The 20,452-nt window shown below is 62.5% G+C and carries 22 protein-coding genes; 11 read left to right on the top strand and 11 right to left on the bottom strand.

Features of this window, described 5'->3' with window-relative positions:
- Positions 1–36: 36 nt before the first annotated feature.
- Entirely contained in the window at positions 37–1,545 is a 1,509-nt protein-coding gene (locus BACI9J_RS00455; protein ID WP_159732187.1) for a PucR family transcriptional regulator, read from the bottom strand.
- 188 nt (positions 1,546–1,733) lie between these two features.
- Here BACI9J_RS00455 and speB point away from each other — a divergent pair, with 188 nt between their 5' ends.
- The 6 genes from speB to BACI9J_RS00425 all read left to right on the top strand — a co-directional run bounded on the left by speB (position 1,734) and on the right by BACI9J_RS00425 (position 8,798).
- Positions 1,734–2,738 carry an agmatinase gene (speB, locus tag BACI9J_RS00450; RefSeq protein WP_159732184.1) on the top strand — a complete coding sequence of 335 codons (1,005 nt, stop codon included), beginning with the start codon at positions 1,734–1,736 and terminating at the stop codon, positions 2,736–2,738.
- On the top strand, positions 2,735–4,177 hold the full coding sequence (locus BACI9J_RS00445) for a purine-cytosine permease family protein (protein ID WP_159732181.1): 1,443 nt from the start codon (positions 2,735–2,737) through the stop codon (positions 4,175–4,177). The genes speB and BACI9J_RS00445 overlap by 4 nt, the downstream gene beginning before the upstream one ends.
- Before the next feature lie 86 nt (positions 4,178–4,263).
- Positions 4,264–5,775: an aldehyde dehydrogenase family protein gene (locus BACI9J_RS00440; RefSeq protein WP_236558253.1), complete on the top strand. Its 1,512-nt coding sequence runs from the start codon at positions 4,264–4,266 to the stop codon at positions 5,773–5,775.
- A 29-nt stretch (positions 5,776–5,804) separates the two neighbouring features.
- Entirely contained in the window at positions 5,805–7,088 is a 1,284-nt protein-coding gene (locus BACI9J_RS00435) for a D-arabinono-1,4-lactone oxidase (RefSeq protein WP_159732178.1), read from the top strand.
- A 125-nt stretch (positions 7,089–7,213) separates the two neighbouring features.
- Positions 7,214–7,690 (top strand): large conductance mechanosensitive channel protein MscL, encoded by a 477-nt coding sequence (mscL, locus tag BACI9J_RS00430; protein WP_159732175.1) that lies wholly within the window; start codon positions 7,214–7,216, stop codon positions 7,688–7,690.
- Between the two features lie 193 nt (positions 7,691–7,883).
- Positions 7,884–8,798: an amino acid-binding protein gene (locus BACI9J_RS00425; RefSeq protein WP_159732172.1), complete on the top strand. Its 915-nt coding sequence runs from the start codon at positions 7,884–7,886 to the stop codon at positions 8,796–8,798.
- A gap of 75 nt (positions 8,799–8,873) precedes the next feature.
- On the opposite strand, the gene BACI9J_RS00420 is transcribed toward BACI9J_RS00425, so the two are convergent.
- The 5 genes from BACI9J_RS00420 to BACI9J_RS00400 all read right to left on the bottom strand — a co-directional run bounded on the left by BACI9J_RS00420 (position 8,874) and on the right by BACI9J_RS00400 (position 12,752).
- A complete protein-coding gene (locus tag BACI9J_RS00420) occupies positions 8,874–9,221 on the bottom strand; it encodes a hypothetical protein (protein ID WP_159732169.1) in 348 nt (115 codons plus the stop codon).
- A gap of 116 nt (positions 9,222–9,337) precedes the next feature.
- Positions 9,338–9,529 carry a hypothetical protein gene (locus tag BACI9J_RS00415; protein ID WP_236558251.1) on the bottom strand — a complete coding sequence of 64 codons (192 nt, stop codon included), beginning with the start codon at positions 9,527–9,529 and terminating at the stop codon, positions 9,338–9,340.
- A 183-nt stretch (positions 9,530–9,712) separates the two neighbouring features.
- On the bottom strand, positions 9,713–11,086 hold the full coding sequence (locus BACI9J_RS00410; protein ID WP_159732166.1) for an NAD(P)(+) transhydrogenase (Re/Si-specific) subunit beta: 1,374 nt from the start codon (positions 11,084–11,086) through the stop codon (positions 9,713–9,715).
- Entirely contained in the window at positions 11,083–11,502 is a 420-nt protein-coding gene (locus BACI9J_RS00405; RefSeq protein WP_159732163.1) for an NAD(P) transhydrogenase subunit alpha, read from the bottom strand. The genes BACI9J_RS00410 and BACI9J_RS00405 overlap by 4 nt, the downstream gene beginning before the upstream one ends.
- Positions 11,502–12,752, bottom strand: a complete 1,251-nt coding sequence (locus BACI9J_RS00400) for a Re/Si-specific NAD(P)(+) transhydrogenase subunit alpha (protein WP_159732160.1) — start codon at positions 12,750–12,752, stop codon at positions 11,502–11,504. Before BACI9J_RS00400 ends, BACI9J_RS00405 begins: the two co-directional genes overlap by 1 nt.
- A gap of 184 nt (positions 12,753–12,936) precedes the next feature.
- On the opposite strand from BACI9J_RS00400, the gene BACI9J_RS00395 reads away from it, so the two are divergent.
- A complete protein-coding gene (locus BACI9J_RS00395; protein ID WP_159732157.1) occupies positions 12,937–13,548 on the top strand; it encodes an NADPH-dependent FMN reductase in 612 nt (203 codons plus the stop codon).
- Positions 13,549–13,675: 127 nt separating this feature from the next.
- Positions 13,676–14,059 (top strand): hypothetical protein, encoded by a 384-nt coding sequence (locus BACI9J_RS00390; RefSeq protein ID WP_159732154.1) that lies wholly within the window; start codon positions 13,676–13,678, stop codon positions 14,057–14,059.
- 27 nt (positions 14,060–14,086) lie between these two features.
- On the opposite strand, the gene BACI9J_RS00385 is transcribed toward BACI9J_RS00390, so the two are convergent.
- Complete coding sequence (locus BACI9J_RS00385; protein ID WP_159732151.1) at positions 14,087–14,788, bottom strand: HAD family hydrolase; 702 nt, start codon at positions 14,786–14,788, stop codon at positions 14,087–14,089.
- Complete coding sequence (locus tag BACI9J_RS24200) at positions 14,778–15,128, bottom strand: hypothetical protein (RefSeq protein ID WP_236558246.1); 351 nt, start codon at positions 15,126–15,128, stop codon at positions 14,778–14,780. The genes BACI9J_RS00385 and BACI9J_RS24200 overlap by 11 nt, the downstream gene beginning before the upstream one ends.
- 81 nt (positions 15,129–15,209) lie before the next feature.
- Between BACI9J_RS24200 and BACI9J_RS00375 the strand changes: the two genes are divergently transcribed.
- A complete protein-coding gene (locus BACI9J_RS00375) occupies positions 15,210–15,851 on the top strand; it encodes an NADPH-dependent F420 reductase (RefSeq protein ID WP_159732148.1) in 642 nt (213 codons plus the stop codon).
- 194 nt (positions 15,852–16,045) lie between these two features.
- Positions 16,046–16,828: a VOC family protein gene (locus BACI9J_RS00370; RefSeq protein ID WP_201296466.1), complete on the top strand. Its 783-nt coding sequence runs from the start codon at positions 16,046–16,048 to the stop codon at positions 16,826–16,828.
- 56 nt (positions 16,829–16,884) lie between these two features.
- Here BACI9J_RS00370 and BACI9J_RS00365 read toward each other — a convergent pair whose 3' ends face one another.
- The gene (locus BACI9J_RS00365; protein ID WP_159732146.1) at positions 16,885–17,769 is read right to left on the bottom strand and encodes a PaaX family transcriptional regulator; all 885 of its coding nucleotides are present in this window, start codon (positions 17,767–17,769) and stop codon (positions 16,885–16,887) included.
- A gap of 261 nt (positions 17,770–18,030) precedes the next feature.
- On the opposite strand from BACI9J_RS00365, the gene BACI9J_RS00360 reads away from it, so the two are divergent.
- Positions 18,031–18,564 (top strand): hypothetical protein, encoded by a 534-nt coding sequence (locus tag BACI9J_RS00360; protein WP_159732144.1) that lies wholly within the window; start codon positions 18,031–18,033, stop codon positions 18,562–18,564.
- Positions 18,565–18,679: 115 nt separating this feature from the next.
- Here BACI9J_RS00360 and BACI9J_RS00355 read toward each other — a convergent pair whose 3' ends face one another.
- Together BACI9J_RS00355 and BACI9J_RS00350 are read right to left on the bottom strand one after the other, a co-directional pair.
- Positions 18,680–19,084: an acyl-CoA thioesterase gene (locus BACI9J_RS00355; protein WP_159732141.1), complete on the bottom strand. Its 405-nt coding sequence runs from the start codon at positions 19,082–19,084 to the stop codon at positions 18,680–18,682.
- Between the two features lie 9 nt (positions 19,085–19,093).
- Positions 19,094–20,452, bottom strand: a complete 1,359-nt coding sequence (locus BACI9J_RS00350) for an MFS transporter (protein ID WP_159732138.1) — start codon at positions 20,450–20,452, stop codon at positions 19,094–19,096.

Here is a 20,452-nt window from a genome sequence, read left to right as displayed (position 1 = left end):
AGCGGGTTGTTTTGAATAAGCGCAAGCAAGGTGCGGCTACTGATGCATGGCTTCATGGATCTGCAACGCGAACCATAACTGGGCAACGGTGGACGTTTCTCCCATGTCCAGCCCCGTCAACTCGCCGATTTTCCGCATCCGGTAGATGATGGTTTGCCGGTGCGCGAAGAGCGCTGCCGCAGTTTTTTGCCACGATCTCTGCGAGTCCAAATACGTCCTCAACGTGAGAATCAGGTCGCCTTCCTGGCCCTGTTCGTAGTCGAAAATCGGTCCCAGAAGACGCCTGACCAGCGCGGCCCCTTCCTCGAATCCGGTGAGTCCCAGCCATGACGGCCCCTCCGCGTAACGGGCCAACCCCAGCTTGTTGGCACGGGCCGAACCGAGAGCCCAGAGGGACTCCTGCAACGCGCGTTGGATAGTGGACACGGCTGCCGGCGCACTGATCCCAATCGAGGTTTGCAAGCCTGCGCAATGCACCAGGACATGGTCCGGCACATCCGCGGGGACCACCACATGGAGCCGGTTGTTCCGCTTCAAGGACGCCGACGCAACCCCGTGCCGCCACAGTTCGATATGCACGTCAGCCAACCGGCCGCCGTCGTCCGCAGTGGAAGCGGCCGCGGTCATGGTGGCGAGCAGGAAATCCTGCGGCGGGACCTCAAAAACGGCCAATCTGCTCTCCATCTCAGCAGCGCCCAAACGCCCGTCCATGGCTTGCAGCAGGAACTCGCCGGCCAGCCGGTGACGGCCTTCCAGCGACAAAACAATACGTGAAAGCTGCAGTCCCAGCACGGTTGCGGCGTGGAGGAGCACGACGGCGTCAGGGTGCGGTTCGCTGGTGGGCAGCACCACCAGGAGCGCGTTGGCGTGGGTGGGAATGTCCATAGTCAGCACGTGCCGTCCACGGATGCGGTGCCATTGGAAGTTCTTCCCGGCCAGGCCCACCTGCCCGGACATCGGGGCCCATTCTTCGGCGAGGAACACCGGGAGGGACTGGCCGTCCGGATGCCAGGGATGGAGGCAGCGCCGGTCCACTACGAACAGTTCCGCGTCGAGTTCGGTTGATAGCCGCTGGACCAGGCTTTGCCAGTGGTCTTCGGAGGCGCCGGCAGTGCGCATGAGATCGTAAACGCGGGCCGTCTGACGTAGGCGGCGGGACTCTTCGAGCAACGAGGACTCGGCCACTGAACGGGCAATCGCTATGAACGGCAGCGGGTACGGGATGTTGATCAGGGGCAGCGGGAGACGGTTGCAGGCCTCCAGGAACTCATCCGTGAGGGGCGGGGCATGCATCTTTTCGCCGATGGCCAACGCGCTGGCACCGCTGTCCATCAGGGCTTCTGCGAGCGCCACCTGCCCTTGGGCATCAGCAGGAATGGACAGTCCGTTGGTCATCATAAGCTCCCCGCCGGTGACCCATTCCCATAGCTTGGGCAGGTCTGAGGTGTGGGCCCACGTGATGCGGTTGTCCAGTCCGGCGGATCCAGCGGTGAGGGTGAGTCCGAGCTGCGGCTCCGCGATGAGTTCAGCGACTGTAATCGCCATCTCTTGCCCCGATTCCTGCTGTTCGTGGCCGTTCGAGCCGCCGCATTTAGCGGCTCTTAGACATTCGTCTAAACGGCTCGGCCATTTGTAGCCAATGTACCGCTATCCGGGGTGATCCGCGTCACCAACAATGGAATTACCTACTTCCCGCTCAACGGCGAGCACCCCTCACCCCCAAGGATCCGGCAATGACAACGCACAAGCCCATCGGCCCTGTCGCCGCAACCAAAGTCCCCCGGTATGCAGGCCTCGGTACCTTTGCCCGCCTCCCCCAAATCGACCGTGTCCCGGACTACGATATTGCGATTGTGGGCGTACCGTTCGACGGCGGAACCTCCTTCCGCCCCGGCGCCCGTTTCGGTCCTGCCGCAGTCCGTGAAGCCTCCCGCCTCCTGCGCCCCGGCTACCATCCGGAACTGGACGTTGAACCGGTGTACGAGGCCCAGGTGGTGGACGCCGGCGACATCGCGTGCACTCCTTACGACATCACCCGGGCAGTCCGCGAGATTGAAGAGCAGGCTTTGCCCCTGATCAGCGAGGACAAGCGGCTCATTTCCATTGGTGGCGACCACACCATTGCCTTGCCCATGCTGCGGGCGCTCAACACAGTTCACGGCCCCGTGGCACTCCTGCACTTCGATGCCCACCTGGACACCTGGGACACCTACTTTGATCAGCCGATCACCCACGGAACCATCTTCCGCCGGGCATTCGAGGAAGGACTGCTGGTGGAAGACAAGTCAATGCACGTAGGCATCCGCGGCCCGGTTTATGACCGCAACGATTTCCTCCGTGATCACGAATTCGGGTTCCAGATCATCCGTTGCTCGGACCTGGATGTGATCGGTGTTCCGGCAGCCATCCAGCGGGTGAAGGACAGGCTGGGCGATACCCCGGTATACGTGTCAATCGACATCGATGTTCTGGACCCGGCCTTCGCACCCGGCACGGGCACGCCGGAGATGGGCGGGCTCCACTCCCGCGAACTCCTGGCGTTGCTCCGCGGACTGAACGGGATCAACATTGTGGGTGCCGACGTCGTGGAAGTCGCTCCGGCGTACGACCATGCGGACATCACCACCCTCGCCGCCGCCACTCTGGTCTTCGACCTTTTGGGCCTGATGGTGAACCGCAGCAAAGCAGACGCCACGGCGGTTCGCGAACTCGCTTCAGCATCCCGGAGTGCATCATGAGCACCGCGCCCGTTACAAGCGAGGTTCCCCGGCTGGAGGACAAAACCATCCAGCCCATCCCGGCCAATGAGCGGCACGGCAAAGCCCGGGACCTCTTCACTATCTGGTTCGGCTCCAACATCATGATCATGACCATCGTGACCGGCGGCCTCGCCACCACGGTGTTTGGCTTGGGCTTCGTTCCGGCCGTGGTGGGCATCGTCATCGGCAACGTCGTGGGCGGTATCTTCATGGCGCTGCACTCCGCCCAAGGTCCGCAACTGGGTGTGGCCCAGATGATTCAGACCCGTGGCCAGTTTGGCTCCTTCGGGGCCTTGTTGATCGTAGTCATCGTCGTTGTTATGTACGTGGGTTTCTTCGCAGCCAACCTGGTGTTCGGCGGCGAAGCTATGGCCGCCGTCAGCCCGGGTATCAGCGTTGACGCCGGCATCATCATCATCGGCGTGGTCAGCGTGATCGCCACGATCTTCGGATACCGGCTCATTCACGCTTACGCTCGCGTTCTAAGTGTCGCCGCCGGGTTGGCCCTGTTGCTGGCCTTCGGATGGATCCTGATGGTTCACGGCTTGCCGGGCAACTTCCTGGAGACGGGCAACTTCAACTGGGTGGGCTTCATGGGCACCATTTCCGTCTCAGCCCTGTGGCAGCTTGCCTACGCGCCGTACGTCTCTGACTACTCGCGCTACATGCCGCAAGGCACGGGCTCTGCCCCCGCTTTCTGGGCTTCCTATTCGGGATGCGTCCTGGGAACTCTCTTCCCCATGATCCTTGGTGCTTTGGTGGGTACCCTCGCGGTCTCCATGAGCACCGGCGACGTCGAAATCGTGGGCAGCCTGGGGGCACTGCTCCAGCCGTGGACCCTGATCATCGTGGGCATCTTCTGCCTGGGCGTCGCTGCCTCGAACGCCATGAACCTGTACTGCGGCGTCCTGTGCACCCTCACCATCGGGCAGACGTTCAAGCCCTCCTGGTTGCCCCGCGCCAAAACCCGCAGCATCGCAGCAGTCATCCTGTTCGTGGTGGCCGTCTCCATTGCCCTGTTTGCCCGCGACAACTTCATCCTCTTCTACACCAACTTCCTCTCCTTCCTCATGTACGTCCTGGTTCCCTGGACGGCCATCAACCTGGTGGACTACTACCTTCTGCGGCACGGCGACTACCGGGTTGAAGACTTCTTCAAGCGCGACGGCGGTGTGTACGGGCGGTTCAATTGGGTGGCCATCGGTTCCTACATAGCAGGCGCCCTGATCCAGGTTCCCTTCTCAGCCACCACCATCTACACAGGCCCCCTGGCTGCGGCGATGGGTGGAGTGGACATCTCGTGGATCGTTGGGCTCGTCGTGGTAGCTCCCCTGTACTACGTGGCAGCCCGGGTGTTCCGGAAGAAGGCAGAACCTGCCTCCTTTCCCGCAGCTGCACTTACCCCTGACCTGATCTGACCAGGCCTGATCCGACCAGACCCTCACCTGCATTTCCCCTGAACCTCCCTGCCCCTCCCCTGAACCTCCTCTGAAAGCGAAGCATCATGACCACCCAGACCGAACAGTTCACCGTCCGGCGCTCAGACGCCCACAGTTCCCTCTCCCTGCAGCTCCCTCTGCCTCTGCCTCCGGCGGGGCATTTCATCAACGGTTCCTTCGTCCCTGGCTCCACGGGCCTGCTGATCGACGTGGTGGATCCCACCACGGAGCAGGTCATCGCCTCCGTCCAGGCGGGAACCGCCGGTGATGTGGACGCCGCCGTTGCTGCCGCCGTCGTGGCCCAAAAAACCTGGGGTGTCACCACCCCGAAGGAGCGCGCGGACGTCCTGAACCTTATTGCGAACATCATCGAGGAGAATCGGGAAGCGTTCCAGGCAATCGAGTCCGCCAACACCGGCAAGCCGCAGGCCGTCTCCGAGGACGATGTCTCCAGCACCATCGATACCTTCCGCTTCATGGCCGGTGCCTCACGCACGCTTACCTCCATGGCCGGCGGTGACTACGCCACGGGCCACACCTCGGTGATCCTGCGCGAACCCGTGGGCGTGGTGGGTGTCATCACGCCGTGGAATTACCCGCTGCTGATGGCTGCATGGAAGATCGCGCCCATCCTCGCGGCCGGCAACAGCATCGTCATCAAGCCCTCCGAGCAGACCCCTTTGACCACGCTGAAACTGGCGGAAGTGCTGGCCGGCCGCATACCTGACGGCATCCTCAACGTGGTCACTGGCCGCGGCCGGACCGTTGGACAGCGCCTTTCCGAGCACCCTGACATCGCACTGGTGGCCCTGACAGGCAGTGTGGTCAGTGGCCAGGCCGTGGCCGAAACCGCAGCGAAATCCGTCAAACGCGTCCACTTGGAACTCGGGGGCAAGGCTCCCGTTGTTGTCTTCCCCGACGCCGACCTCCGCGCCGCAGCTGCCGGTGTCCGGAACGCCGGCTTCTGGAATGCCGGCCAGGATTGCGGTGCCGCCTGCCGCGTCCTGGTTCATGAGTCCGTGGCCGAGGAGTTCACGGCGCACCTGGTCCGGGAAGTCAGCACCTTGGTGCTCGGCGCGCCGGACGCCGGAGACGACGTCGAAATCGGCCCCATGATCTCCCTCCCGCACTTTGAGCGGGTCAAGGAAGCCCTGGCTGAAGCACGCCAGGCGGGCCTCACCATGGCTATCGGCGGATCCGCGCTGGAAGGTCCCGGCTACTTCATCGAGCCCACGGTCATCAGCAACGTACCGGCCGGAGCGCACATCGCCACACATGAGATTTTCGGGCCAGTGGTCACTGTGGAAACCTTCAGCAGCACCGAAGAGGCAGTGACCCGCGCCAACGAGAGCCCCTACGGTTTGTCAGCCTCGGTGTGGACCCGCGATTCAAGCCTTTCCCTGCGCATCCCCAAGCAACTGGACTTCGGCACCGTGTGGGTCAATGCGCATCTTGTCCTGGCATGCGAGGTACCGTGGGGCGGATTCAAAGGTTCCGGCTACGGCCGTGATCTCTCGCTCTACGCCCTCGATGACTACTCCCGTACGAAGCACGTCATGATCAACCACGGCGCATAAGCGTTCAAACAAGCAACGGAGCTTTTGTTATGACCACCAATGTTTCGCGCGTACCTGCCGCCGCCACCCCCACGGCCCCCTTCACCACGGACACCACGTGGACAAACTGGGGCGGGAACCAAAGTGCGACGCCAGCCTTCACCGTTCGGCCCGGGAATGAACAAGAAGCGCTCGACGCCGTCCGGTTCGCCATCCGTGAAGGCTTGCCTGTGCGGGCGGTCGGCTCGGGGCACTCGTCCTCGCCTTTGGTTCAGACCGGCGGGGTCCTGATGGACATGTCCGGGCTCTCTGCCATCACGGGGACTGACCGTGCAGGGCGCCGCGCCCGGGCATTGGCGGGCACCACCATCAACGCCTTCGGGGATGCCTTGTGGGAGAAGGGTCTGGCGCTCAGCAATCAGGGCGACATCGACAAACAGCAGATCGCAGGCGCACTGGCCACCAGCACCCACGGATCCGGCAAGGCTCTGGGCAGTTTCTCCTCCAAGCTGCGGTGGGTGAAGCTGATCAACGGTTTCGGCGAGATCGTGGAAATCGGCGAGGGCCAGCTCCGCGAACTCCGCGCAGCGCAGACAGCACTCGGGACGTTGGGGATCTTCCTGGAAGTGGAACTGGCCGTGGAGGACAGCTACTACCTGCAGGAACAGATCACCTACCCCACGTGGGCGGAAACCACATCCACCTGGCAGGCAGACATTGATGACAACCGGCACTACTCCTTCCTCTGGTGCCCGGAGGATGACTCCTGCGAGCTGCTGGACCTCCCCGGTTCACCCGATCACAGCATGGGTGGTCGCAGCTACACCAAGCGGTACAACGTGGCCTCCGTCCAGGACGAAAGCCAGTTGTCCGCCGTCGAAGGTTCCCGCCTGGACCGCTCTTACCGGATCTACCCGGGCGGCTTCACCACGCAATTCCATGAACTCGAATACTTTGTCCGAAGCGAAGATGGTTTGGTGGCCGTCGAAGCCATCCAGGACCTGATCCGCAGCAAGTATCCCGAGCAGAAGTACCCCGTGGAGGTCCGCTGGGTGAAGTCCGACGACGCCTACATGTCCCAGTTCCAAGGCCGCGACAGCACAGTCATCACGCTCACCACCGAGCCCGGGACCGATTACTGGCAGTTCTTCCGGGACGCCGACGCCGTGCTGCAGGAATTCGAGCCACGCGCGCACTGGGGCAAGATCCATTTCATGACCCGTAGCCGCCTGGAACGCCTCTACCCGGAGTTGGACACGTTCATCCAGGTTCGCCGGGAGTTCGATCCCCGCGGGATGTTCCTCAACGACCACACGAGGTCCCTGCTCGCCTGACCATCTCTCACATCCCAAGCCCTTCCCCCAAACCATCTCTCACATCCCTATGACAAGCCCTTGAAACCCCGGAGTGGTAGTTTGATCACTGCTGAGACACCCCGCACCCAATCGGAGGACCATCCATGCTTAAGGGTTTCAAGGACTTCATACTTCGCGGCAACGTGATCGAGTTGGCCATCGCCGTGGTCATCGGCAGTGCGTTCACCGCCCTCGTTACGGCCTTCACAACCAACATCATCAACCCGGTGATCGCCGCCGCCGGTGGCATGAATGCGGACGGACTCGGGTTCAGGATCTGGGAAAACAACCCCGCCACGCTCGTCAACATCGGCGCTGTGCTGACGGCGCTCGTAACCTTCGTGATCACCGCAGCGGTGGTGTACTTCATCTTCGTGGCCCCGATGAACAAGATCAATTCCTTGGTCAAGAACCGCCTCTCCACTGAGGAGCCCGAGGAAGAGCCACTCCCTGCAGACACTGCCCTTCTGGCCGAAATCCGCGACCTCCTGAAGGAAGCTGCTGCCCACCGCGCCGCCGATCGTTCCTCAGATCTGGACTCGGGCCTCTCCACCGACCTCGATTCCGACCGCACGCGCTAGGGAGCGCCCTCCCCAAACTCCCAAGCGTTCAGGTCCAGCTGCGCGCTCCTTCCCAATTGCACTCCTTCCTGTTGCTCAGTGGCACCCGGCATCCTCACCGCGAGGGTGCCGGGTTCCCATGTTTCATCGGCCTGACCCCGGAACGTGACGCAAGGGCAACGGGATTGAAACAGGGGCAGGGCAGCATGAAAACATGAAGCCCAATCCGAGCACTCCCGTCACTGCGGACCTCCTCTGTGATGTCTGCGGTCAATTGCCCGAAGCTTCCAAGGCGCGGCTCACCCTCGCTAACATCGCGGTGATGCTCCCCATCGAACTGCTGGTTCATGCGGCAGTGGTTGGAACCCACCTGCCATACGTCGCGAAGGTCCTGCTGCTGGCGGTAACCGCTACTGTGTTGGTCATCTGGGTGGCCGAACCATCAGCCGCCAAGGTACTTCGACGATGGCTTCATGCGCCGGCACTCCGTCAACGGCACAAGCTGCATCTGGCTCCTGCCCTGTGGCGCGCCCGAACCGTCCTATTGGACCAGCCAGGCTCCCTCCAGAGGATCACCCAAGCCCTGGCCAAGTTGGACGCCAACATCCTTAGCCTCCACGTCCACCCGATGATAGGAAATGGCTCCACCTCAGGCTTCTCCGCCGACGCAGCCCACGGCGACCGGGTCATGGATGAGTTCGTGCTCTCCACGCCGGGCGAAGTCACCGAGCAGGAACTGCTGAAAGCACTGCACGACGGCGGCGGGCATGAGTCACACGTTTGGCCCACCACTGCTTTGGCCATGGCCGACGGCCAAACCAAGGCCCTGAGTCTCGCCACGCGCATCGCGGGGAATCCAAAGGAGCTTCCGTTGGTCGTCGCAGAGCTCCTGTCCGCAAAAGTGGTCCCCTTTGATCCCGAAAGCCCCACGTCGAAGGCGACCACCGCCGTCGGGCCTTCCGCTGAATTCCTCAAAATCCCGACGGCGTGGCATGGCCCGCTGCTCTTCACCAGACCCGGCGAACCATTCTCACCCGCTGAATCGGCACGAGCACACAGGTTGGCGGAGCTCGCGGAAATCCTGGCGCACACCCCTGCTGACTCCTGTAAAACCACTGGAACGATGTAGCGTCAACGACACAAACCAACTCTTGCCAGTCCCGAGACGGGCAGGAGCGCGGCGAACGTCAGCCCGGCCGCCGGTTCAGTCCTCGTCGATCTTTTCGAGAAGCTTTCCCAAGGCCTCACGAATATCGTCGTAGTCGTACTGGCCCGCCCTGCTCTCAGCGGAGATCACACCGCAGCGGTGGACCTTCTTGAAGTCGCCGATGGGGAACTTGTAGTGGCCCTTTTGGTCTTCCGGGTGTTCGTCGTCCACGCCCAGGAACCACTGGGAGTACTCGGCGTGCCCGTGCTTGTCCAGAAAGGCGTTCTCATCCTTGGTGGTGGGGGCGTGCTCGCTCCAGTCGTCGCGGGTGTCCTTGACCACCTTGCCATCATGAATCAGGTGCTTCGCATGGTCAAAAGCCTTCTTATTGAGTTTCACTGTCATGGCGCAACCTCGCTTGGATGTGGCTGGCTATCGGCAATTTGTGCACCCAGCTTAGGACCCCCGCGGAGCCTTCGGAAGCCCGGCGCCAACAGCAGGGACGAGACGTGTTCAAGTAATCAGTTCATGAGCCGGACCCAGAGGCCGGCGCCGCGTTCCTTCATCACCAGCCGCCTTTGTATGGCCCCCGTTTGGGCAAGCCATAACACCGTTCCGTCAGCAGTCACCGCTTCCACGAGCCCCTCGTCCAGGACGTCGTTGCCTTGCCAGATCTGGACAGTGTGCCCAACCAGCGACCTCCAATTGGTCACCCTCTTGCCCCGTGCCGGGACGAAGCACGACCCAAACAGCGAATCTTTCTTACCATTCTGCAACTGGATGACTCCTCGCCTGCTGTACAAAGCATTCCTGAAAAGGTTTCTGTACAAGACGAGTGCCATCACTGCCCAGTCCATGACGGAAAATCCGAGCCTGAGCGAAGAGAGATACGTCTCCTATAGCGCCTTCACAGCACCCAGCACCTTCGTCAACGAGTCTTTTGCATCACCAAACAGCAGGGTGGTTTGAGGTTCGTACAGCAGTTCGTTCTCGATGCCGGCAAACCCGGGGCGCATGGAACGCTTGAGGAACACCACCTGCCGGGCGTCGGCGACTTCCAGAATAGGCATTCCGTAGATCGGTGACCCCGATGTGGTCTTAGCCGCAGGATTCACAACATCATTGGCGCCCACCACCAAGGCGACGTCGGTGGTCTTGAATTCCGAATTGATCTCGCTCATTTCCTTCAAGGACTCGTACGGCACATTGGCCTCAGCCAGCAGCACGTTCATATGGCCCGGCATGCGTCCGGCCACAGGATGGATGGCGAAGTCCACCTCAATTCCCCGCGACTCCAACGCCAAGGCAAGCTCAGCAGCAGTGTGCTGACCTTGGGCCACGGCAAGGCCGTATCCCGGAACGATGATCACCCGCTGCGCATAACCGAGCAATACTGCTATGTCCTCCGCGCTGGAGGATCGTACGGGCCGCTCACTCACGGCGGTGGAGCCGGCGGTGGATCCGCCTTTGAAGGCTCCGAACATGATGCCTGCAACGCTGCGTCCCATCGCGGCCGCCATGGCCCGGGTCAGGATGGTACCGGAAGCCCCCACCAGCGTGCCGGCCACCACCAGGAGAACGTTGCCCAGAACTAGTCCGGACGCCGCTACCGCCAGTCCAGTAAATGCATTCAGGAGCGAAATGACGATCGGCACATCAGCGCCTCCCACGGGAAGCACCAGCAGGATTCCGGCGCCAAGACCCAGAAGAAGCAGGACCAGAGCCAACAGCAATGAGCCGTTCAGGATCACCGCAATTCCGGCACCCACGGCAGCCAGCAACACTACGGCCATCAGAGCGGGCAAGCCTGGAAACGTCACGGGCCGGGTAGTCATGAGCCCCTGAAGCTTGGCGAAGGTAACCCCGGACCCGGCAAAGGACACCGCACCCACCAGCAATGTGAAGACGATTGCCACTCGAACCCACGGATCTCCCGTGTGCGAGAGTTCCAGCAACGCCACCAAAGCCGCAGCGCCACCACCAACCCCGTTGAAGAGGGCCACGAGCTGGGGCATCTGCGTCATTTGAACGCGGCGGGCCACCGGCGCAGCGACGCCCGAGCCAACAGCTATGGCGCCAAGAATCCAAGGAATGTTGTCCAGTTCCACGGAGACAAGCACCGTCACCACGGCCAGCAGGGCGCCGAATGCGCCGATCAGATTGCCTCGCCGGGCAGTCCGGGGCGAGTTCAGGCCCTTCAGCGCAAGAATGAAGCACGCCGCCGCGCCAAGATACAGAAGCGCCGTCCACGTGGGATTCAGAAGCGTCATTGTGGTCGCCCCTTTCTAATTCCCGCGGCACCGGTTCCCCCAAGAACGCCCGGATCACCAGCGACTCCGGAACCTTTGACTTCCCGAGCACTTCCGGACTCGCGAGCGCCTCCACCCTCTCCGGCGTTCGACGGCGGCCGTTGCCGTCCGCGGAACATCTCCAGCATCCGGTCGGTCACCACAAAACCGCCGACGAGGTTGGCCGTGGCAAGGACGACAGCCAGCAGGGCGACCGCCAAAACCCAAGGATCAGCGGCCTGTCCTGCCACGATGATGGCCCCCACCAAGATGATGCCGTGGATGGCATTGGCTCCGGACATGAGCGGCGTATGCAAGGTGCTGGAGACCTTGGAAACAACCTCAAAACCAACGAACACCGCCAGGACTGTAATGGTTAGCAGGCTCATGCCGTCCATCAGCGCACTCCTTCACTGCCCGATGCGGGACAGCCGGGTGGGGGAGCTCCGGGTTGCGGACCGCCGGCACTCCCGCTGGCAACGGGCGCATTCTCTCCCCCGAGCGCCGCTAGTGCCGCGAGCGCTTCAGCAGTGGGCGCATGCCGGACCTGGCCGTCGTGGGTGAGGCATGTTCCGGCCAGAACTTCATCTGAGAAGTCCGGGGAAACCGCTCCGTCCCGTGTCATGAGGGCCAACAGGTTGGCTACGTTCTTCGCGAACAGGCGTGAGGCGTCAGCGGGCATCGCCGATGCCGCGTCTTTGATGCCCACGAGTGTGACCGTGCCCTGACCATCACCGGTGGGAATGGGGATGTCCTGGCCGGGGATGCTCCCTTCCACGTTTCCGCCGGATTCTGCCGCTAAATCCACCACCACTGAGCCGGGCCGCATCCCTTGGACCATCTCGCGTGTCACCAAGAGCGGGGCGCGCCTTCCGGGTACGGCGGCAGTGGTGATCAGGACGTCGGCTTGGGCTACGTGCGGTGCCAAAAGGGCCCGCTGCAGGGCTCCCCGGTCCGCACTGAGTTCCCGGGCGTACCCGCCTGAAGCTTCTGCTGTTTCGAGGTCCAGCTTGATGAATGTTCCTCCCATGGATGCCACTTCGTCTGCCGAGGCGGGCCGGATGTCGTTGGCGGATACCCGGGCACCCAGCCTTTTGGCGGTTCCGATGGCTTGCAGGCCAGCCACCCCGGCGCCCAGCACCAGCACCCGGGCGGGTGGGATGGTCCCTGCTGCCGTCATGTACAGCGGGAAAAACCTCGGGAGCCGCATGGCCGCCTCGAGAACACAGCGATAACCGGCCACCAGGGCCTGCGAAGTGAGCGCATCCATGGACTGGGCACGCGAAATACGCGGAACCAGTTCAAGGGCGAAGGAAGTTATTCCTCCAACGGCGAGCGCCCGGACGGTGGGCAACTCCGAGGATGGCGAGCCTAGACCAATGGTGACCGAACCGCGTTGGAGGGCTCCCGCCGTCGACGGTTCCAGAGGACGCACGTGGCAGTAAACATCAAGGGCTCCGAGGGCCAGCGAGTTCACCACCGAGGCGCCCGCCGCAACGTAGTCAGGGTCGCTGTGGCCGGATGCCAGACCCGCACCGGACTCCACCTCAACGTCAAGGCCCAGCCCCACCAGTTGCTTCACCGTTTCCGGCGTTGCGGCAACACGTCGCTCACCGTCGAGCGTCTCGCGCCTTATGCCTGCCTTCACCCGCCACCCCTTTTCCGGAACCCTCCAGAACTCAGTTGGCATGAGTCTATGACTGCGAGGGGCCGGGCGGGAGTAGGGGCTGCGCTATGTGCATAAGTCCACTAGGGTCGGTGGAAGCTGGGGACAACCAGCCACCACCGTCGACGAGCCGGTTCCGGCCGTGCCGTCGGAAAGGAACGCCACTATGGACACCTTCAAAATCGGTTACTTCGTCGGAAGCCTGGCGAGCAATTCCATCAATCGGGTCCTCTCCAAGGCTCTCATCAGCGTGGCGCCGCCGGAACTGGAGTTCCATGAAATCGCCATCAAAGACCTTCCGCTGTACAGCTCGGATTACGACGCCGATTTCCCGCAGGCGGGCCGGGATCTGAAGGACGCAATCGCCGCTTCGGACGGCATCCTGTTCATCTCTCCGGAGTACAACCGCTCGATTCCGGGCGCCTTGAAGAACGCCATTGACTGGGGTTCACGCCCGTGGGGCACCAACTCTTTCGCGCGTAAGCCCACAGGAATCATCGGCGCCTCGCCGGGCGGTATTGGAACGGCCGTGATGCAGTCCTCCATGCGCAGCGTTTTGAGCTTCCTGGACGCGCCGCAGCTGAATGCGCCTGAGGCTTACATCCGCTTCGTTGCGGACGCGTACGACGACGACGGTTCAGTTACGGACGAAGCAACGGCCGGGCTGTTGCGCCACTATATGGAGGAATACAGCGCGTTCGTTCAGCGTGTCCTCGCCGCCAACGCACCGGGCCACATTGGCGATCCGGAACCGGATTCGGCCAAGCTCACGCGGTAACGCCGCCTCGGGTGCCGCTCGGCTTGCGGGCGGCACCGGGCAGGAGGTGTCGGCAAACCGTTCACAGTCCTGGCTTAGTCAGTATGCTTACTATATGAGGAATCATGCTAGTAACCCAGGAGGAACGATGCTTCGCAGATTAGCCATGACCACCCTTGCCTTGGTTCTTTTCACCGGGGCCACTCTCTCCACAACGGTGGCAGCCAACGCGGTAGTAGGTGCACAGGGCAGCGTCGCCGCCACCACCACGCCGTCGCCGGAACCCAGCAACCCCTCCGGTCCATCCACCGCCACACCAACCGCTGAGCCGACCACCGACGTCTCGAATCCTGCCGGGACCGGGCCGGCCAACCCAGGCACCAGCGAGACGGAACAGCAGGAGCAGACGCGCACCGACGTCGTGCCCTGGGTTCTGGCGGGAATCGCGGCGCTAATCATCATCGCGTTGATTATTTGGACCCTGCGGAATCGCCGCGGACGGGACAAGGGCATCAGTGACGAGCCGCGCTAGCCGCGAGGTCGGCCCCGGCGGCGAGCGCTAGGCGCCCCGTAACCCCGACGTCAGCTTGCCGATAATGCTGGCCTCCAAATTCTCCAACAGGTGCCGCGGATTGTCATAGACTTCCGCGGCACCGGCGTCGCGCAGTTCCGCTTCACTGATACCCCCACAAGTCAGGGCGATCACAGGAACGCCGATTGCAGCGCCGGCCTTCACGTCCCATACCGCATCGCCAACAAACACCACATCCTCGGGGCTGAGCCCAAGCTTCTCCAGGCACGCCTCCAAAATGTCCGGGGCAGGCTTGCTCTCCTTGGCATCATTGGAGCTGGTCCACGCATCAATGGAAGACCCGGCATCAAGAAGGTGCCTGCTCACTTCAAGGTCGCGATCCTGCGCAGATGAGGCCAACCCCACGGCCAGCCCTGCATCCGAACATGCAGCCAGGAGGTCGCGGGCAGAATCAAAGGTGCGCAGCGACGGCCAGAAAGTTGAGAAGACGGCCCCATGCGCGGACTTGAGGTCTTCCTGCATGTCCTCCGTGCAGTCCGGAACCAAGCTCTGGATGAGCCGGTCGCCTCCCATGCCCACGCGCCGATGGATGGCGGACATTTCGATGTCCAGGCCTTCACGTCGGAACGCCTGCCACCAGGCCATGGCGTGGAAGTAGCTGGAATCGATCAGCGTTCCATCAACATCGAAGAGAACGCCGCGCTTCTTTTTTGCCCCGTCATCTGCCACAGTTGACCACCTTTGCTTGAGCCTGGGCTTGCGCCTGTTTTTGGGCTAACTCCTGGGCTTGCATGCCTTGCGCCGCCAGCGCCGAGTCGATCACAGGTTCCTCCAACATCAGTACGGCGTACCGCTCAGCCGAGGCGGGCCGAAGCAGCCCCGTTCCAGCCACCTCCCTGATGGCAGCAACTCCCTCGACCGCCTCATCCATGGTGGAAAACTGCTTGGACAGGCCCATCAACACGTCATCGCCGTCCACCATCAAAATCCGAAATTCCCCATCGGGCGTTTCAACCAGTTCCAAATGTCCGGCCATCGCTACCTCCCCGTCTTCGATGCCAACCAGCATAGTAAGACTACTTAGTATAGCCTTTCGGAAATATTGCGTAACGCGGGAAATAGGCGGCTGCAACTTCTTGTTGGCCCAAATATGACAACAATCGGAATCATCGGTGCAGGACACATTGGCAGCCAAGTCGCCCGTAAAGCAGTGGAACTTGGCTATGACGTGGTCATCAGCAACTCCCGGGGGCCTGAAACCCTCAGCGAGCTGGTGACCGAACTCGGGCCGCGCGCCCGGGCCGCAACAGCAGGCGAGGCAGCAGCGGCAGGCGATTTCGCCGTCGTAACTGTCCCTCTGAAGAACTACAAGGACCTCCCCGTTGAGCCGCTTGAAGGCAAGATCGTGATCGACACCAACAACTATTACTGGGAGCGCGACGGCCGCATTCCGGAGTTGGACAACGGCGAAGCCACCACCTCGGGACTGCTCCAAAAGCACCTTCCCACGTCCAAGGTGGCCAAGGGCTTCAACCACATTTTCGCCAAGGACATCACCACTGACGGCACCCCTGCAGGCACCGCCAACCGTCGGGCACTCGCCACCGCGAGCGACTTCCCGGAAGCTGCCGAACTCGTCACCAAGCTCTACGACGAGTTCGGTTTTGACACCGTCAATGTGGGGCCGCTGGAGGACAGCTGGCGCGTAGAGCGCGACCGCCCGGCCTACGTCATCCGCCAGAACGCGGACGAACTCCGCGAGAACCTCGCCAAGGCAACGCGCACCGTCTAACCCGGAACGCACGACGGCGGCAGGCGGCTTTCGCTTGCCGCCTCACGAGTCTGCGGGTGCCGTGATTTGTGGCCGAAAGCGTGTCACGAATCGGGATCAGGGCGCACTGTATGGGTGGCTGCCTCTCCGAACGCCTGGCGCATCGGGCATACGGGGAGGCAGCTGCCCCAAAGCGCCCAAACCCGAGGAGTTCCATGTCCACCAAAATCTCGAGCTGGCCCGCAGCGACGCCCATGTGGGTGGACCTGGGCGTAGACAACCTCGCAGCAGCCAAAGGCTATTACGGCGACCTCTTCGGATGGGATTTCGTGGACGGCGGCCAAGACTCCGGCGAGTACTCGCTTGCACACCTCGGCGGGCGGGCGGTAGCGGGCGTAGGGCCCAAGCCGGCCCCTGAAGCGCCGAGCGTATGGACCACATTTCTGGCATCGGACAACGTCAACATGACCGCCCAAAAGATCCATGCAGCTGGAGGAGAGCTTATTGCCCCTCCCTTCGATGTCATGGAATCCGGCCGGATGGCGTTGGCAATTGACAACGTGGGCGCCACCTTCGGCGTGTGGCAAGCAGGCACCCACATCGGCGCTGAACGGGTCAATGAACACGGCGCGCTGTGCTGGAACGAACTCCACACCCGTGACTTCGCCTCGGCCAGGGCCTTCTACTCCGAGGTCTTCGACGTCAGCTACCAGGACGTTGCCGAAGAAGGCCTCGTCTACTCCACCATTCGGAGGCCACTGGACCGCCGGGAAGTGGGCGGCGTGCAGCATGACACCGGCCTTGCTGCCGGCATCCCCAACCATTGGCTCGCCTGGTTTGCCAGCGATTACGTCCAGGGCACGGCGGATAGGGCCGTGGAGCTCGGGTCCCGTCTTCTGATGCCCGTCACCGAGAGCCCACTGGGACGCATGGCCATCATTCAAGCACCGCAGGGTGAAGTGTTCGGCATCATCGACGCACCCCGCATCGGCGAGTAGCGGGCTCAGGCGGCAGCCGGGCTCAGCGGCGGCCGGGTTCAAGGCCGCCGCCGGGCTCAGGCCGCAGCCGGGTTCAAGGCCTCGGCAATGACGTCATGCGCATGGGCTGCGGCAAGGGGAGCCGCCAGGCGATGAACCGCCTGGAAGGTCCTGCGCACCGCCGGCCCATGCCACTCGGGCGGAAGGTAGTCCGTGGGGAGGTTTGGATCCCGGTATGGAAACTTACGCCACATGGTGAGCATGGGAATGTAATAGCGGAAGGCGTCACGTCGCAGCTCTTCGGTGGATTCAGCCAGGGCAGCCTCCGGATCGCTGCCCACAAGCTCGGTCCACTGCTGCTCCGCGCCCTCGTAGAGCTCAAGAAATTCGGTGAACTGCTCATCGAGTTCTTTGAGGTCCCACCACTCGGAAATCTTGGGCCGCATGGGGCCATCAAAGACGTAGTCGCTCCGGAAAAGGTCCACGAATTCGATCAGCCCGCTGGCAGTGAGCCGCTCCCGGGCCTGCTCCAACTTCTGCGCGGGTGCGATCCACACGCCGTTGGCTACTGAGCCAAAGCCAAGGGCGAGCAACTCCGACCTCAGCTGGTGCCTGCGATTTCGCATGGATTCCGGCACCGAGAAGACCGCCAGCACCCATGTATCAACCGGCGCGGGCTGCTCCGGCGCGAAGATCCGCCGGTCACCTTCCCGGAATACATCGCTGACGGACTCCGCAATCTTGTACTTGGCGATCCCGCCCTCGCGGACGCTTTTTAGGACACCTTTGGCCTTGAGCCTGGAGACTGAAGACCTCACGCCCGGAGCATCGTACCCGAGTGAGCCCAGCATGGAGATCAGTGCAGATACCGGCAAGGCGTCGCCGGCATTCCGCCCGTAGAGGCCAAAAATGGTGACGAGTAGTTGCTGGTGGCGCACCGGGGGTGCCGGGACGGCGAGCATCGAAGGGTCCTCATTTCCGCGCCGCAGTTCCGGCGCCAGTCCAGTTCATCATAGGCATGGCGCCAGTCCCCGCCGAGTTGGCACTTAATGCCCCATAATCGGGGGCAACATGGGGATTAACTGGAGTGTCGCGGGATGCCGGGCTCTTGGGAGACCTCCGAACTAGCCGCTTCATAGTAAGGATGCTTACTATAGAACCACGCTGATTCGAGGTTCATCGCCTCGGAAGGTCCTTTCCGTATCAACGATAGGAAGCAAATCATGGCAGGAAATCTCGTAGCCCGCTCCATTCACGACCTCACCGCCGCGGCATGGTTCGGCGGCTCCCTGATGGGTGCCATCGGACTCAACGGTGCCGCCGCAGAAGCCAAAGACCCCACCGAGCGCACCCGCCTCTCAAGCAAGGGCTGGGGAAAATGGGCTCCCGTTCAGACAGCAGCTTTCGCCGGACACCTGGCCTCGGATCTGGCCATCGCCTGGGAAAACAAAGGCCGGATTGCCAAGCAGGACAGCGTCGCCGCAAACACTGTATACAAAACGGTGGTGACCTTGGCTGGAGCCGCCGTCACCTTGTATGCAGGTGTTGTAGGCAAGAAGGTTGATGAGCTCTCCGAGGAAGGCGCCAAGGGTGCCACGGAACCGCGCGCCGGCGCATCGGATGAGTTGAAGAGCGCCCAAACCCAGCTGAAGGCGCTCCAGTGGGCCATTCCGGCATTCGCTGCCTGGGTGATCATCCTTGGCGCCAAGCACGGAGAGATGCAGCGGCCCAAGAACATCCTTAAGGGCCTGCGCTAGCCACACCCCGCCCCACACGCCGAGGCCGGAACCGCCCCGCCCCACACGCCGAGATGGCAGTTAATGCCCGTCCCAGAGGCAAACATGGTCATCATCTGCCATCTCGGCGGAGGGGTTAGGACTCCTGTGCAGTCTTGACGGCGCGGACCAGATGCTCCGGCCAGGGCTGGGCAGTGGCCGTTCCGTTGGGGACGTGCACGGTGGTGACGGTCCCGTACGCGGCCACCTCACCGGCGTCGGACGCTACCTCAAAAGACATGGTCATGGAGGTCCGGCCGAGTGCGCTGATCTTCACCGTGGCGGTGATCCGCTGGCCGAACCACAACTTGGCCTTGTAGTTGATCACTTGCTGCACCCGCGGAGCGCTGGGGAAGTAATCGGGCAACTCCAGCGAACGGAAGAGCTCGGCCTCAGCAGCCTCAACCCAGCGCAGGATGGCTGAGTTGTGCTGGTGCCCGGAGGCGTCGGTGTCCACCCACTCCACCGTTCGCTCGACGCTCGCCTCCGGAAACCTTTCCACGATTGCTCCTTAGCGCGCGCTCAGCGCGACGTCGTCAGGATCAACGTCGACGGCGGCAATGGGCGCCTCGGGCTGTGGCTTGGGAATCATTGCCACAGCACCGGCGGCCAGTACTGCAATGCCGGCGAAGATGGCGAAGTTGGCTTCGAAGGGGAGCTTCGAGCCCGCGATCCAGCCACCGATCAACGGACCTGAAATAGCACCCAATCGGGCGAAACTCAACGCCCAACCTGTTGCCGTGCCGCGGACCTTGGCCGGGTAGTAATCGGCGATGTAGCCGGTGAGGACCAGCGATGTGGAGATGGAACCCACACCTGCGAATGCCACGAACAGCAGGTTGACCACCATGGTGTTGGGGAAAACCAGCAGCATGATGCCCAGACCGCCCAGGATGTAGAAGACCACCAGGATGAGCTTCTTGCCGTACTTGTCTGCAGCGCGCCCCAAGAGCAGGCCTCCGATTGCGGAAGCCAGGCTGAAGACCAGGAGGAACGTCAGGGACGAGCCGAGGTCATAGCCGGCCTTCTTCATGATGCTCGGCAGCCACGTGTTCAGGCCATAGACAAGGACCAGGCCGCAGAACAGTGAGATCCAGAAGAACACGGTGGAGCGCAGGTACTTGCGGGAGAACATGGTGGTGATGGTTTTCCACCATGGGTCGGCTTGGACGCCGGCTGCCGGGGCCACAGGAACAACAGGCTTGTAGTCGGCGATGTTCAGCTTGGCAGCCAATGCCTTGGCCTCGGACTTCCGGCCCTTTGACTCCAGGAATTCCAAGGACTCGGGGAGGAACTTCCAGATGATCGGGAGCAACACCACCGGCGCAGCGCCGATCGCAATGACTGCACGCCATCCCCCCACGGGCAGGACAAACAGGGCAGCGAGTGCGGCAGCCACAATACCCAGCGAGTACCCGGAGTACATGAGTCCATAGTTGTAGGACCGCTTGTTCGGTGCCGAGTACTCGATGGTCAGGGCTGCTGCCACCGGAATGACACCGCCCATGCCCAGCCCGCCGATCAATCGGAAGATGCCGAACAATTCCGGAGTAGGCGCCCACGCTGCGCCGGCCTGGGTAATCGTGAAGATCACCATGGACGCCAAGAGCATTTTCTTGCGGCCCACGAGGTCGCTGAGCGTGCCGATGAACAGGGCGCCAATAAGCATGCCGATCAAGGCATATGAGCCTAGTCCCCCGAGGGCCAAGGGGCTGAGGTTCCATTCCTTGTACTCGGCAAGTGCGGGAAGGATGGCTCCAAGGACGCCGACGTCGTAACCTTCGGCGAGGATCGCGAGCCAGCAGCAGAACAGCACCAGGCCGGTGGTCTTCTTGGGCACGTTCCAGTTGTTGACGGGTGCGGTGGCCAT

It is taken from the genome of Arthrobacter sp. 9V, assembly GCF_902506065.1.
Classification (GTDB): domain Bacteria; phylum Actinomycetota; class Actinomycetes; order Actinomycetales; family Micrococcaceae; genus Arthrobacter.
This window is presented reverse-complemented; position numbering and strand designations above follow the sequence as displayed.